Here is a 15,259-nt window from a genome sequence, read left to right as displayed (position 1 = left end):
TTGATTTATTAGTTGGATATTTGAAATAAATAATCCTTATTACTTAACCCATTCCGTGATGAATATTAAACCACAGAAAGTTCTTTATATACTTATATTTGGAATAATAGCCACTATCATAAGTCCCCTTCTATTTACCCGCAATTTATTTCTAGATGATTTTAATTTTACTAATACAGGTCAAATTGGTGATACCATAGGAGGAATAACTTCACCCATTGTTAGTCTAATAGGTGCAATATTAGTTTTCTTTGCCCTACAAGCTCAAATCGAAGCTAATAATCTAATCCAAAAACAATTTAATGAACAAAAAAAATCAGAATTAGAAAATAAAGAACTAATTAAGATATCCGAATATTATAAATATTTCCTCAAAAATGTTGATGATTTCAGCCGTGAATCAGAAAAAACAATAGGATCATTTGAATACAAAAGAAAAGAAATTATTTCCCATAGAGGACGGATAGCTTTAAAGTTTTATCTAAATGACATTATTAGATATGGCGCAAGAGACGTTCATGATTCTAATAAAGTCCTAAAAGATCCAAAAAGCAGTCAATTTTATTCTATTTTAAAAAGTTTGGAAATGTTTATCGATATCTTAGAAAGTTCTAAAATTTCCAAGGACGACAAATTATTTTATAAGAACATAATACACCCACTTTTTGAAAGCACTCTTAAACCAAATAAAATCGATCTGGAAAATGTAAATGTAATTTGTGAATGTGGTGATAAACATGTGCGATTTCCATCCCTTTTTCTCGAAACTTATAACATTTTAGACGAAAAAATTGAGAGAATTTAGATAAAAGCTGCTTTAAATTTCCTATTTAATCCAGAAACCAAAGTTACATCTCCCACACACCACCATTTTCGTAATTCTATCAAAACTTTAGGACTTTTAACCAAAGCATTAATTCTTCAAGCCAAATCTTTAGGTCCAACACCCAAAACTTTACGTTCAGAACCTAATGGTTTAGCCCCGAAACCTAAAATTTTAAACTTTTGACCGAAACGGTTCTCAAACAACCGAAACGGTTCAGTAAAAGGAAAGAAAACAGCCCACGGAAACCGCGGGCTGTCATTTTTTAATGAAAATAATCTATTCTTCTGCTTCAGGAGATGTCGCCGGGCGTTTACCGCTTCGCGGGAAAAACTGCTTCAGCTCGTTCATCTTGGTTTCATAACCCGCGGCATTGGAACCGGCCTTGTAACTGGTGTAGGCATAATCGTCAAGCGCCGACTGGTAGTTATCGTAATCGTGCAGGATTTTCGAGTTCTTCAGCCTTTCATCAAGTGCTGCTATCCTATGCCCGATATTTTCGATAAACTGCCGGCTCTTCAGATCGTTCTCAAATTCGGCCCAGTCGAGATCGGGTTGCGAAAGGTGCTCGCTGTTCTGGCGATAATCCCACACTTTATTGATGAGCAGTTTGTTTTGCTCGTTCACACTGCCGTATGTGCGGCGCTCCTCCGGGGTGAGGGTTACATTGAGCGCCGACAGCGCGGTTTCCAGCGTGGTAAGTGCGGTTTTAATTTCGTTCATCTGCGCTTCAGTAAGGTGCGCATTGTTCAGGTTGTTGATGGGCATAACATTGTGTTTTTATTGTTAATCCAACTAAAGTAATAGAAAAAGGGTTCTTCAATCACCGTTAAAAAACCCTTTTTAATTTCTTCTTTCTCTGCAAATTACCTGTTCTGCAGCTGCATCATGCCTTCCTGCGAAACGCAGTCGTAATTCCAGGCGGGGCTGAAGGTGAGTTCAATTTCTACTTCAATGCCGGGGAATTCTGTTTCTAACGCGTTCTGTACCCCGGTTTTTATGGCATCGCCCATGGGGCAGAACTGTGAGGTAAGCGTCATCACGACCTGCACTTTGTTTTCTTCCGGGAAATTAATTTCATAAACCATGCCCAGATCCATGATGTTCACCATCAGTTCGGGGTCTATCACTTCGTACAGCGCCATTTCGGCACGGCTCTGCATATCGTAGGTTTTATCGTTTTCGTTGAATATCATGTTCAAATTTTTGTTTTGTGAAGAAGTAATTTAAAAACATTCAGGCAGTACATTACCGCTACTGCCAGCCATAACACCAACCCAATTCGGATGACGGTTAAGTGCTGAAGCACCAGCCCGAGTGCAAAAACCAGGAACGCCGCAATAAAGAGCCTGAACTGCCAGATGGTGAGCTTTTCATGATAAAGGTCTTTGGGCAGCGGAATTTTCGCCTTTCCTGAAAGGTGTTTGTACTGGTTGTTCCAGATAATGAAGGGCAAAGTTTTGAAGGTTTTGCCGAGAATAATATTGGTAATCCACCCGAAGAAAATCAGGGTTCCGTAAACCATCGTAAAGCGGTAACCATCGGAATAATACACCACAGGAATCAGCAATACCGCGAGAATTAAACTCAGAAAAGAAAGAAACGTATGCTTCATCAGCAGTTCGATTCTCTTCCTTAACCGGTTTCTGAAAACATCGTAAAGGTAAAGCAGCCAGCAAATAATGCCTGCCAGAACAATGGCGGCGTATATCAGTACCCGCCCCGTTACGGCAAAGAAATAACCGTCGGTCAGGAATAAAATAAGTCCCAGATTCTGAAAGATAAACGCGTTTCTGAGGAGGTATTCTTTGGAAGATTTCCCCAGCAGAAACATCGGGACAAGCTTGGTACTCACGCCCGTAATAAGTTGCAGAAACCAGCCCGCAATGCCCATGTGCGCATGAAGTTTCAGCACTTCCAGATGACTTACGCGGAACATGGGTGTGGTTAAACTCAGGTTAATGGCCAGCAAAAGCCCCACGGAAACCGTAAAAAGCAGCCAGAACGCAGAACCTGTGATAAGGACTTTCTGGGCGGTATATCTTGTACAGATTTGGGTAGTTTTCCAGACATTGATAACGAAAAGCAAAACCGAGAACACGATCAGGGAGCCACCGGTAATCATCATCCACCCAACATCGAGATTCCAGAATTTCCAGGTAAGGAGAATAATCCCTGCGGTAAGGGTGTACCAACTCGCCGAAGCCATTTTTTCGCTGTACAGATCCTGTTCGCAAATCACAGGCAAAAGCTGGTGGGCAGCCCCGAAAATAACCATGGTTCCCCAGCCCAGCGCAGCGATATGCACAATGGTGAGCAAATGTGGCGTGAAATAGTGCTGGGTAAACGACTGCGGCGTGCAGAGCATCACGATACACAACACCAAAAAAGCTACGGCTCCCGTGGCATAAAATGGCAGTACTGCTTTGTTTCCGGGTGCCCGCCCAATGTGGATATGTGCCATTATTTTCTGAAAATCAACATTTTTACGTCGCCTTCAGCCACGTTATGGATATGAACTGCGAAATCCTTGTCTGCCAGTTCTTCTAACAGATAAACCGGAACTCTTTTGTGATCGATGAACAGGGCGTTTCCTTCTGGAAGTTTTTCGAGTTCGCCCAAAATAGTGTGCATCGGGCCTGGCATTTCGAGTCCGCGCACATCGATCCGGCGGATTTGATCTTCACTGAATTTTGCAAGAATTCCATTGAAGGCTTCAACGCCATTCATCTGTAATTTACTTTCGAAAGAATCAGCCATCTCCGCTTCTTTCTTTTTCTTCAGGAAATAGGTGTGGAATTCTTTGTCGCTGATGGTTTCCACAAAAGTATCTTCGGCTTTTTCCTGTTTCAGAAGATGGATTAAAGGCGTGGGCACAAAACCGTTGATTACACAGAGCATCTCGCCCGGTTTCACTTCTTTGAAACGGTGAAGAACTTCTTTCAGCGGGTCGGCACCATCGTCGATAATCGGGCGTACGTCATAAAAATCAATAATTTCCTTTGAGGCATTCTGCAGCCAGGAAGGTTTGGGTTTTGCTGGCGACTCTTCCTTAGTCGATTCTTCGCCTTCAAAAATAAATCCCAGCGGCGAAAGCACGCGCTTGAAATCATCTACTTTTGTTCCCGTCATTTTCGAAGCTTCGGCAATAGTAACGCGCGAAGCCATGATTTTGCGGAGAATAGGATTCTTCAGCTTCTCCAAAGGTTTCGCAATGGAGGCGATAGCATCCACACTACCGGAGTTTTCTTTAATAAGCTCCGAAATCTTTGTATTGATTGAAATTGTTTTCATAAATGATTCTTTTTTTCCTTTGCCCAGAATTCATCATCATAATCTTCAACGGCATCGTGGTCTTCACTGTGCAGCGTTTCACCAATCTTCCCGAGTTCCAGCTCCGAAAACTTTTCTTCCAGATAAGGGAAAAGCTGACGCTCTTCATATCGGGTGTGATCATCGATCAGCGTGGCAAGCTCAAGCAACAGCGGATATGTTTTGGTGTTCGACCTTACGTTAATTTCATTGATTTTCGCCAGAATCCGTTGGTGATCGTCCAGCCCTTTCTTCACCATTTCGTCTTCGGTATCAATGAAAAGCAGTTTTTCTTCCGTTACAAAATGGCTTTGTAAGTGATTTAACCAGAACCAGTTGGTGTAACGAATCATTCTTTCGGGTTCGGTTTCCGCTTTTACACCGGTGCGCAGTTTCCAGCAGAAAAGCAGCGTTGCGTGATGTTCGCGGGATACGGGAACCAGATTTTCGTTGCGTTTGATCGGTTTTTTTTCCATTGTTGGATTTTTTTATGAATGAGTTGCGGCAATCTCTTTATCCAGCTTTAATGCTCTCGGGAACAGATAATCGTTTTCGATGCGCAGATGGAGATAAAGATCGCTCTCGAACTCCTTCAGTTTTTCATAAAGGTAAGTAAAAGACTTACATGCGTTTTTCGGAGGTGCGAAATTATTGGTGATTCTTCTCAGGAAATTGAGGTCTTCGCCAGCGATTTCGTGCTCTTTTAGAAGAATGCGGATTGGATGATCCAGCGTTCCGGCTTCGTAGCTTATTACTTCGGACGGATTGTCTTTTTTACTCAACAACTGCCGGATGACAGGGAAAAGCACTTCCTCTTCGTTCGTAATGTGATTGAGCAGATCCTGCAGGAAATGATGCGTACTGGTAGCCACACGGTGCAGTTCGTGATTATTTTCCCCGTGATGTTCGGCGACTTTTATGGCGAGACCGTTCAGGCTTTCAGCATTATCTTTAATGTACTGGTGATGCGTCGCCACGATATAATCGGCCAACATGCCGAGTTCCCATTCGTCGTAATCTTTATTGTCGGGGAATTTCGGACCGGAATCGCTGCAACCGAAAGTCACCCCTTTTTCTTTTAAAAGCGCTGCTTTTTTCACGTCCTTTTCAGGAATTGAACCTTTTTGTGGCGTGTTTTCATCGGGATTTTTGGCGATTTTCACTTTAAACCATTCAGGGCCCTGTTCCAGATATTCCCAGGTGAAGATATTTCCTCGTTCGGCCAGAAGTTCGTAATATAACGGTTTAGGATCGTGATCGTTTTCAATAACGAAAGCTTCACCGGCTGACAGTGCATCGAAATATTTAAAAACAGTCGGATGCTTCATGCGCGGCTCAAGTTGGGTAACGTCTAACGTTTGTATATCGTGACTTTCCTCTGCGGGATTTTTTGCAATCTGAACCACGAACCATTCCGGACCTTTTTCCATATAATCCCAGGTAAAAATGTTTCCACGCTCGGCAAGAAGTTCGTAATACAGTGGTTTCGGGTCGTGATCGTTTTCGATGACGAAGTTTTCACCAGCCGCCAACGCGTCGAAATATTTAAAAACTGTGGGATGCTTTAATCTAGGTTCTAAAAGGGTTACGTTCAGTGTTTGGAGTGTTGCCATGTTATTTAAATTAGGTTTAGGGTTGATTTATTGTTTTTTAATTAAGACCAATTTGTCTGATTATTGTTTAAAATTTTTTACCTTCTTTTCAGCTGAAGTATATCGGCTTCATTTCCGTTCCGGAAGCTGCTCAGCGTCACTTCGCCATAAATTGAATACAGTTTGTCGCGGGCTTCTTTGTACTGGTTATGAATCGGACAGGGATTTGTCTCTGAACAGAATTCAAGTCCCAATCCACATCCATGAAACATTTTACTGCCATCAATCGCTTCCACAATATCTGCCAGTGAAAATTCTGCCTCCTTATCGGAAATGCAGAATCCGCCATATCGGCCTTTTGAACTTTGCAGGTAGCCTTTTTTGCTGAGGCTCTGCAGAATTTTGGCGATAAAAAGCTCCGGTGAATTGATCTTCTCGGAGATTTCTTTAATATTCACCATATGTCCGTCTTTTGATTGCTGCGCGATATAGATCATTGCTCTTAACGCATATTCACATGTTTTCGAAAGCATACTGTGTAAATCTTTGACAAATTTAGACATTATATTTAATTAAGACAAATTAGTCTTATTTAAATTTGCTATTTTATTTTATGAGTTTACGCATGAAAAAAAACTCAACCAACATGTTGATTGAGTTCTTATAGAGTTCTAATTTAAATTTACTATACCAGTTCTACAGAATGCTGTTTCACCAATTCCTGCTGTACATTTGGCGGAACGAGTTGATATTCTGAGAATTTCATTGAGAATTTTGCCTTCCCGCCGGTAATTGAACGAAGTGTGGAACCGTAATCGTGCATTTCTGCCAAAGGAACCTCAGCCAGAATTTTCTGGTAATGTCCCTCGGAATCCATTCCTGAAATCATCGCGCGACGGGTTTGCAAATCGCCCATCACATCGCCCGTATCATCGTCCGGACAGAGAATCTGCACCGAATAAATGGGTTCCAGAAGCTGAGGCTTAGCATTATGAAAAGCTTCGCGGAAAGCGCCCGAAGCCGCCAGCTGGAAGGAAATATCATTGGAATCCACGCTGTGCATTTTGCCATCGTAAACAATTACACGGATATTCTGGCAATGTGAACCGGTTAGGGGGCCTTCTTTCATCTGCTGCATAATTCCTTTTTTAATGGCTCCGATGTAACGGTTATCGATTGCGCCACCCACGATGCACCAGTAGAACGCCAGTTTTCCGCCCCATGGCAAATCTTCAATCTCTTTCTGACGGATGTTGAAACCTGTAGGTTCCGTCATATCCTCATAGAAATTTTCAACTCTCATGTGGATTTCTCCGAACTGACCTGAGCCGCCGGACTGTTTTTTGTGACGGTAATCGGCATCGGCTTTTCCCGTAATGGTTTCGCGGTAAGGGATTTTGGGATTTCCGAAATTCATGTTTACCCCAAATTCTTTCTGTAACCGCTGTTTTACTAGATCCAGATGCAGCTGTCCCTGACCATGAAGAATGGTCTGTTTCAGTTCTGCAGACTGTTCCACTTTCAGGGTAGGATCTTCTTCCTCACTTTTATGCAAAGCGGTAACGAGTTTTTCCATATCTGCAGTGGAATCTGTAGAAACTGCTTTTCTGATGCGGCTTTCAGGGAATTCCATCGGCCTTACTTTTCGGTCTAAACCTTTTGTATTCAAAGTGTTGTTGGAATGACCATATTTCAGTTTTACTGTAACTCCTAAGTCTCCTGCAACCAGTTCATTGACTGGAATTCTTTCTTTTCCTTCTGCTACAAAAAGTTGGGAAATCCTTTCACTTTCGCCGTTACTGGCATTTACGAGTTCATCACCGGGCTTCAGTTTACCGCTGAGGACTTTAAAGTAGGAAACCATTCCGACCTGAGGCTCAGAAAGTGTTTTATAGATAAAAATCGTGGTTTTGTCATTAGGGTCGTAAGAAATTTCCTCACCGTTTTCGAGTTTGCGGGCCGGTCTGTCGGCGGGTGAAGGAGCAATGTCATCGATGAAGCCCATCAAACGGCCGCTTCCCATATCTTTCAGTCCGCTGGTGACGAATACAGGGAAGAACTGCTGTTTTGCCAATGCGATGGTAATTCCTTTTGCGAGTTCTTCTTCAGAAAGGTTGCCTTCTTCGAAGTATTTTTCCATTAAACCCTCTTCATTCTCCGCAGCGATTTCAACCAATGCGTTGTGCATTTTATTGGCTCTTGCCATTTCGCTTTCAGGGATTGGTTTTTTCTCAGGTTTTCCACCGTTAGCTGGAAATTCGTACATCACCATTCTTAAAGCATCAATGATCGCATTGAAACTGGCTCCTGAATTATACGGATACTGAAGCGGAAAGAGTTTGGAACCAAAACGCTCTTTAGCCTGCTCCAGAGTTTTCTCGAAATCAGCTTTCGGGTGGTCCATCTGGTTGATAACGAAGATTGCGGGAGTCTGGTATTTCTCCACATATTCCCAAACCAATTCCGTACCTACTTCCACACCATTTGCAGCATTAAGGACGATAACTGCGCTATCTGCTACCTTTAATGAAGAAACGACCTCGCCAACGAAATCGTCAAATCCTGGGGTATCGATAATGTTAATTTTGTTGTTTTTCCAGTTTACGAACATCTGGTGGGAGAAAATGGTTTTCCCTTTTTCGTGCTCGAGGTCTGTATGGTCGCTCACCGTGTTCTGTCCTTCGACTGATCCACGGCGCTTAATCGCTCCGCCTTCGTAAAGCATGGTTTCTATAAGCGTGGTTTTGCCACTGTCGGAATGACCGAGTAAAACCACATTTCGTAAATCTTTGGTATTAGCACTCATAATATATAGTTTTAATTATTTTATGGGAATGCTAAAAAGGAAATGACCTGCATTTGATTTTTAGGTAGTTAAAGTTACGAAAGATTTAAATTGGTTGCTGTTATTTTTAAAAAGTAAATTCATGACATTTCGCATTAAGGGTTGGAATTGCTTATTGCAGGCTAACACATGAAGTACACTAAAGGGAGACTTTAATTTGGCACGGCAGATATACGGTTAAACTATGGCTCAACCTTCTGTAAACGCTTTCAGTAAAGAATTTAGAGAAAGTTAACAGGCCTAAAAATGCAGTTTCAAAAAGATAGAAGGTGATGTAACTCGCTGTTTTATATCATGTTATACAAATACGAAAATAAACTGAAATTATTAGTTTCTTTCAGCAATATGGTTCAGAATTATTTCCGCATGAATTCTGGAGTTTTCGATGAACCAGAGATGCGTGTCTTTGCCGCCACAAACAACGCCGGCCAAATAAAGATTGGCTACGTTCGTTTCCATGGTTTCGGGATTATAGGCAGGAACGAGACTGTCGCCCTTTAAGTCGATGCCAGAGTCTTTTAAAAATTCAAAATCGGGAAGATAGCCGGTCATGGCGAGAACGAAATCGTTCTCAATTTCATGAATTTTGCCCAATTCGTCTTTAAAAATGACAGAATTTTCTTTAATTTCAATCATTTCCGCATTAAAATAACCTTTGATGCTTCCTTCCGCAATTCGGTTTTCTATATCAGGCTTTACCCAATATTTCACAGATTTGGAAATCTCTGAACCTTTGATGATCATCGTAACCTCTGCTCCTTTTCTATAGGTTTCCAAAGCTGCATCTACGGCTGAATTGCTGGCACCGATGATTACAACTTTCTGGTTAGCATACGGATAAGGCTCGGTATAATAATGCTTTACTTTGGGTAAGTTTTCGCCGGGAATATTCAGGAGATTCGGAATATCGTAAAATCCGGTAGCGATGATGACGTTTTTTGCCAGATATTTTGCTTTTGAAGTATCAATTTCGAAGACCTGATTTTTTGAAACTTTTAAAACTTTCTCGTAAAGGTTGATTTTAAGTTCTTTTTGTCGCGCAATTCCTTGGTAATATTCCAGAGCATCTTGTCTACCTGGTTTTGGAGAAGTTGTAATGAAGGGAATTTCAGCAATTTCCAGCTTATCGGCCGTAGAAAAAAAGCGCATGTATAAGGGATAATTGTAGAGGGAATTGACGATGGTTCCTTTTTCTATAATCACATAGCTTAAACCATTCTTTTCTGCCTCCAAAGCGCAGTTCAAGCCAATCGGGCCGGCGCCGATAATCAGTACATCTAAAATTTCCATCCGGCAAAATTACGAAAACCATTATTGGTGAAGCAAAAGAAAACGGACAGAAAAATCTGCCCGCTTCTATTTCGTATTTTTAAAAATATTTACTTAATCAATCCCAATTCTACCAATCTTTCGTGCAGAAATTCTCCGGCTGTGGTATCGGGATACAATTTCGGGTTGTTTTCGTCATAAGTTCCTTCCAAAGCGTTCAGCGGCATTTCGCTCACCGGATGCATAAAGAAAGGAATGGAATATCTGGAAGTTCCCCATAATTCTCTTGGCGGATTTACCACCTGGTGAATGGTAGATTTCAGTTTGTTGTTGGTGTGTCTGGATAACATATCGCCAACATTGATCATAAGTTCATCCGGTTCGGCAATCGCGTCGATCCATTCCCCATCATGATTCATCACTTGAAGACCTTTGCCTTGAGCTCCCATCAAAAGGGTAATCAAATTGATATCTCCGTGTGCCGCAGCACGAACCGCATTATCAGGCTCTTCTGTAATCGGCGGATAGTGAATTGGTCTTAAAATAGAATTTCCTTCACTTACGAATTTATCAAAGTAGAATTCATCCAAACCGAGGTGCAAAGCCAACGCTCTCAAGACGTAAACACCGGTTTTCTCCAACATCTTGAAAGCTTCCTTTCCAACTTCGTTGAATCTTGGAACTTCAGTTACCTCAACGTTATCGGGATAAACGGAGGAATATTTAGATCCGTCTTCGAGATACTGACCGAAATGCCAGAATTCTTTAAGATCTCCTTTTTTGAAGCCTTTTGCCGTTTCTTTACCAAATCCTACGTAACCGCGCTGGCCTCCAATTCCCGGGATTTCGTACTTCTGTTTGGTTTCTACCGGCAGGTCGAAGAAGTTTTTAACTTCTCCGTAGAGTTCATCAACCAGTTTGTCATCCAGAAAGTGACCTTTCAGGGCAACAAATCCGATTTCTTCGTATGCTTTTCCGATTTCATTTACAAATTTTTGTTTGCGTTCCGGGTCACCCGAAAGGAAATCACGCAAATCCACACTTGGAACTAATTTCATTTTATTGGATTAAAAATTTGACTGCTAAAGTATGATTTTTCTTATTAAAATTTTAATTATGAGTAAATTTGCAGTTAGTCAATATTTCACATGAAACAATTTTCTTCGAAAAGAAGCATACAGGTTTTAGCGCACCTCCTTAAAGAATACGGAATTTTCGACATTGTAATTTCACCGGGCTCCCGAAATGCGCCTCTGGCCATTCATTTTTCTGAGACTGATGAATTCAACTGCTACAGCATTGTTGACGAGCGCAGTGCGGGATTTGTAGGTCTGGGAATGGCGAAAAGCATTAAAAAACCGGTTGCGCTAACCTGTACAAGCGGGTCGGCAGCAGCCAACTACTATCCTGCGGTTACTGAAGCATTTTATCAGAACATTCCACTTTTAATCCTTACTGCAGACCGGCCATCGGATTTCGTGGATATTTTCGACGGGCAAACCATCCGCCAGAAAGATCTGTATCAACAGCATTCTTACGGAGACTTCCAGCTTCTGGAAGATGATAAAGAAAATGCAGAAGAAGAAAACTTCAGTTTAATAAAGAAAGCGATCGAGATCTGCTTCGAAAAGCAAGGTCCGGTTCACATTAATATTCCATTAGCAGAGCCGCTTTATCAACTTGTATCTGAAATTCCTGTTTTCCCTACCGTAGAAAAAACGATACAGAAAAAGAAGTACGAACTGCCTTCGAATCTGGCTGCAGAATGGAATGTTTCGAAAAGAATCATGATTCTGGCCGGAACAAGAGATTACAGCGAAGAACTTGAAATGCAGCTTACACAACTCGTTAAAAATCACAGCGCTGTTGTATTAACCGAAGCCAATTCGAATCTGACCCATCCGAAGTTTTTTAACCATATCGACCGGTATATTTTTAATTTCTCGGAAGAAGATTTCAAAACCTATGCGCCGGATCTGCTGATCACAATTGGGCAGAACATAGTTTCAAAGAAAATAAAGCAGTTTCTGCGAAAAGCAAAACCTAAGAATCACTGGCACATCCACGAAGTGTGGCAACCCGACACCTTCTTTTCGCTTACAGAAAAAATTGAGACCAAACCTGAAGTCTTTTTCTCTAAATTATTACCATTTATCACACTGGAACCACAACCTTATTTCAATCTGTGGGACGTGCTCAGAGATAAAAGAGACGCAAAACATAAAGAATACTGCCTGAAAGCTCCGTTTTCAGATTTTAAATTCTTCGAAATCCTTGCCGATAAACTTCCTGAACATGCGAACCTGCATTTCAGTAATTCATCGGCAATCAGGTATGCACAACTTTTCGAGTATAAAACCGACAGCATCCACTGCAACCGCGGTACGAGCGGAATTGACGGGTGTACCTCCACGGCAATGGGCTTTGCCATGAAGGCAAAAGACCAAACCGTGCTTGTTACGGGCGATGTGAGTTTCTTTTACGACATCAACGGTTTATGGAACAACTACATCCCGCCTTATACACGAATCATCGTCTTCAACAATGGGGGCGGCGACATTTTCAAAATTATTCCGGGGCCGGATTCTACGAATGCGCTCGATGAATTTATCCTTACTTCGCATCACAAAAATGCGGAACACCTGGCTAAACATTTCGGGTTTGCTTACACGAAAGTTGACGATGAAGATACACTTTCTCGGGTTTTAGATCATTTCTTTAAACACGATGAAAAGGCAAAAATTCTTGAAGTTGACACTTCGGCTATTGAAAATGCGGCAGTCCTGAAAGCGTACTTTGAATACCTAAAGTAATTAAAAATTCATTTGGAAGCCGAATTTCACGCCGAATTTAGAAACATCTGGTCTGTCGAGGTAATTCCCGCGCCAGTTGAAATCGACGCGTAAAATCCTCAAGTTCCCGAAGCCGATATTTTCGAGTCCGAAACCGTATTCGTAATAGATCTGCTGGTCCGGAGCGGAATACTTCGTGCTCTCGAAGTTAATGTTTTTCGACGCCTCACTTAAGGTTCCGTAAGCACCGCGAAGGAAAATCAATTCTCTGAATTTCAGCTTTTTAATCAGTGGAATGTGTGCCAGGATTTTCCCCTGAAAATGATGTTCGTAATTTAAAGTCGTATATGCATCAGCAACAAATTCGTAGTATTTCAACAGCGCAAAAGTGTTGGGAACCAAACTGTAGGACTGGTTTCCGGGAATGATGTTCTGCAATGCCAATGGAACGGTGCTGAAGTTTTTTCCGGCCTCAAAATTAATGACTGAACGCCCAAAATTCCCTACTACTACAGGCTGAGAATAAAGAAACTGAAGTTTGTTATAATCGAAATCCCCATCCAGAACATTTTCGAAACCGTGGGTGAATTTCAGGACAAATGTTGGCGAAAGTGTTGTGAAAGCATATCTGTCGACACCATACTGCGAATATCTTGCACCCGGTTTTGCGATGAGACTGAAGGTGGTGTGGAAATCGTTCAATTCAGATTTCAACTGGTTGTCTTTATAAAAACCGAGGTCGAACTTTTCGGGATTGGCGGATTTTATGTTCTGAAGCGCAGCATCCATCCTGACTTCAAAATTCTTGAGAGGCTCCAGAGAAAAGAAGAAGTTGTTCTGCTTCACGGCACTCAAAGAAGCATTGGTTCCCGATGAAAAAACCGAAGACGAGGCGAAAGAGCGGGTCATAATTCCATCATCGTTCATGAGTTGTGCGCCGAGCTGGATGACATCATTCCTGCTCCCGAAACCAACGGTAGCTCGGTTTTCGCGGCTGAACATGTATCTGCCTTCCAATCCGTATTTAAGTTTTTTATCTTTAAATCCATAAGCAGTATATCCGGCGACGCGCCATTTATCATTTGGCGAAAAATAGGTTCTTGCGCCGACACGAACGCGGTCGCCTTCCACCTCATTATTTCCGTAAACGGAATAAATATCACCGAAATCGATGGCATTCCAGGCGTTGATATAACCCGATTCCAGGATTTCAACCAGTTTTACGATTCTTTTGAATTTCGGAACCTGCTCGAGTTCGCCCACCATCGTGTACACGTTCTGTTCGGTTTCCGAAAGCGGTTCAGTTCTGTTCTGCTCCCAGAATGCGTCGGATTTCTTTAGATTTTCGTCACTCAGCGTCTGGCCTCTGTCGACAAGAAGCTGATCATCAAAATTTTTATTGAAAAGATAACCGCTGAAAATTCCGGTTCTTTTAAAAAGTACGCTTTTCGCATCTTTTTTCTTTCCAAAAACCGACATTTCCAGCTCTGTATATGTTCTTTTGGGCAGGAACACCGCATCATCCAAGTTGTCGTATTCCGTTTCGAGATAAATTCCGTTCACGAAATTCACATTGATTTTGTTGGTTGACCGCAACGTTGCCTTTACAATATTATAGGTGTCTCTGGATACATAAAGATTTCCCTGAAACGCGAGCAATTCCCTGTTTTTCGGAAAATATTTGATGACGTACGCATCGGTATCCTCTACAGAAATCGAGTCAGTGATTTCATATTCATAAGTACTAAACCCATCTGTTCCGGCGGGACTTGGGAAACCAATGTTAAAGAAATTCAGTGTATTATCGTAGATATTAACTTCCTTGAACTGATTTTTTGCCGTAGAAGCCACCAGTTCGTTGTCGTTAAATCCAGAAAATCTGTTGGCGACAATGATTCTGTTTTCTTTCTTTTCAGGAGCGTTGCGGCCATAAGTTTTATACATGGTTTCGTTGAAAAAAACCGGCAGCGAAAGTCTTTTATCATAGTTTGCCGAATCCGCATAATCAAAAATAAATTCGAGGTTATTGAAGATTTTTTTCTTCATGAAAGCGCTGTCGATATTGTTCAGTGCGATTTCAATTTTCTCATATTCCTGAAACTGGTAATCGCTGTACCGGGCTAATCCGTTTGTTTTACGGCGTTTCCAGACTTCCTGCATGATGGCGTACGCGGGATTTTCTTTTTTGTTTTTATACTTTTTTTTGCTGACGCCCGAAATCACCACTTCATTAATCTGTTCTACTTTTTCAGACTGAAGTTTCACGACAAGATTTTCAAAGCGAAAGTCGTCGAAATTGAGAATCTCCGGTTTATAATTTCTTTTGATGAAGGTTGCTGTACTGATTCCGGAATCAGATTCAACAAGAAAATCAGCTCCCTTGGTGACGGTTTCTGCCTGTTCCCGGTTATTAATGAAAATCTCAACTCCCGAAATTGGCTGGCCCGTTTTTTCATCGGTAATTCTACCTGAAATACGGGTTTGGGCAGACGATAAGGTCGCCAACAACAAAAGAATCGTGACTGTAAATTTACATCGCAGCAGGGACTGAAAATTTTTGTGGTTCAAGTCGGTGGAAGGTTTCATTTTTTCAGAACAAGGCGAAGCGAAAGCAGGTGAGCCGGCA

13 protein-coding genes are annotated in these 15,259 nt (G+C 41.8%); 2 read left to right on the top strand and 11 right to left on the bottom strand.

Annotated elements, in window-relative coordinates; translation table 11 throughout:
* The first annotated feature begins 58 nt into the window (after positions 1 to 58).
* Entirely contained in the window at positions 59 to 805 is a 747-nt protein-coding gene (locus tag OK344_RS06130) for a hypothetical protein (RefSeq protein ID WP_265143949.1), read from the top strand.
* Positions 806 to 1,102: 297 nt separating this feature from the next.
* On the opposite strand, the gene OK344_RS06125 is transcribed toward OK344_RS06130, so the two are convergent.
* From OK344_RS06125 to OK344_RS06080, 10 genes are all read right to left on the bottom strand, one after another.
* Positions 1,103 to 1,591, bottom strand: coding sequence for a D52 family tumor protein (locus OK344_RS06125; protein ID WP_265143948.1), 489 nt, complete (start codon positions 1,589 to 1,591; stop codon positions 1,103 to 1,105).
* Positions 1,592 to 1,689: 98 nt separating this feature from the next.
* On the bottom strand, positions 1,690 to 2,019 hold the full coding sequence (locus OK344_RS06120) for a metal-sulfur cluster assembly factor (protein WP_265143947.1): 330 nt from the start codon (positions 2,017 to 2,019) through the stop codon (positions 1,690 to 1,692).
* Positions 2,020 to 2,021: 2 nt separating this feature from the next.
* A complete protein-coding gene (locus OK344_RS06115) occupies positions 2,022 to 3,287 on the bottom strand; it encodes a hypothetical protein (RefSeq protein WP_265143946.1) in 1,266 nt (421 codons plus the stop codon).
* Positions 3,287 to 4,117, bottom strand: a complete 831-nt coding sequence (locus OK344_RS06110; protein ID WP_265143945.1) for a DUF2249 domain-containing protein — start codon at positions 4,115 to 4,117, stop codon at positions 3,287 to 3,289. The genes OK344_RS06115 and OK344_RS06110 overlap by 1 nt, the downstream gene beginning before the upstream one ends.
* Positions 4,114 to 4,611: a hemerythrin domain-containing protein gene (locus OK344_RS06105; protein ID WP_265143944.1), complete on the bottom strand. Its 498-nt coding sequence runs from the start codon at positions 4,609 to 4,611 to the stop codon at positions 4,114 to 4,116. Before OK344_RS06105 ends, OK344_RS06110 begins: the two co-directional genes overlap by 4 nt.
* 12 nt (positions 4,612 to 4,623) lie before the next feature.
* A complete protein-coding gene (locus OK344_RS06100) occupies positions 4,624 to 5,748 on the bottom strand; it encodes a DUF2249 domain-containing protein (protein ID WP_265143943.1) in 1,125 nt (374 codons plus the stop codon).
* 77 nt (positions 5,749 to 5,825) lie between these two features.
* The gene (locus tag OK344_RS06095) at positions 5,826 to 6,290 is read right to left on the bottom strand and encodes an RrF2 family transcriptional regulator (protein WP_265143942.1); all 465 of its coding nucleotides are present in this window, start codon (positions 6,288 to 6,290) and stop codon (positions 5,826 to 5,828) included.
* Positions 6,291 to 6,412: 122 nt separating this feature from the next.
* Positions 6,413 to 8,533: an elongation factor G gene (locus OK344_RS06090; protein ID WP_265143941.1), complete on the bottom strand. Its 2,121-nt coding sequence runs from the start codon at positions 8,531 to 8,533 to the stop codon at positions 6,413 to 6,415.
* A gap of 366 nt (positions 8,534 to 8,899) precedes the next feature.
* The gene (locus tag OK344_RS06085; RefSeq protein ID WP_265143940.1) at positions 8,900 to 9,862 is read right to left on the bottom strand and encodes a YpdA family putative bacillithiol disulfide reductase; all 963 of its coding nucleotides are present in this window, start codon (positions 9,860 to 9,862) and stop codon (positions 8,900 to 8,902) included.
* 89 nt (positions 9,863 to 9,951) lie between these two features.
* Positions 9,952 to 10,899, bottom strand: a complete 948-nt coding sequence (locus tag OK344_RS06080; protein WP_265143939.1) for an isopenicillin N synthase family dioxygenase — start codon at positions 10,897 to 10,899, stop codon at positions 9,952 to 9,954.
* Positions 10,900 to 10,989: 90 nt separating this feature from the next.
* Between OK344_RS06080 and menD the strand changes: the two genes are divergently transcribed.
* A complete protein-coding gene (gene menD, locus OK344_RS06075) occupies positions 10,990 to 12,654 on the top strand; it encodes a 2-succinyl-5-enolpyruvyl-6-hydroxy-3-cyclohexene-1-carboxylic-acid synthase (RefSeq protein WP_265143938.1) in 1,665 nt (554 codons plus the stop codon).
* Here menD and OK344_RS06070 read toward each other — a convergent pair whose 3' ends face one another.
* Complete coding sequence (locus OK344_RS06070) at positions 12,655 to 15,219, bottom strand: DUF5686 family protein (RefSeq protein ID WP_265143937.1); 2,565 nt, start codon at positions 15,217 to 15,219, stop codon at positions 12,655 to 12,657.
* Positions 15,220 to 15,259 lie beyond the last annotated feature (40 nt).

The organism is Kaistella yananensis (genome assembly GCF_026107505.2).
GTDB classification, from domain to species: domain Bacteria; phylum Bacteroidota; class Bacteroidia; order Flavobacteriales; family Weeksellaceae; genus Kaistella; species Kaistella yananensis.
The sequence above is the reverse complement of the archived record's forward strand: the minus strand, read 5'-3'. Positions and strand labels throughout refer to the sequence as shown.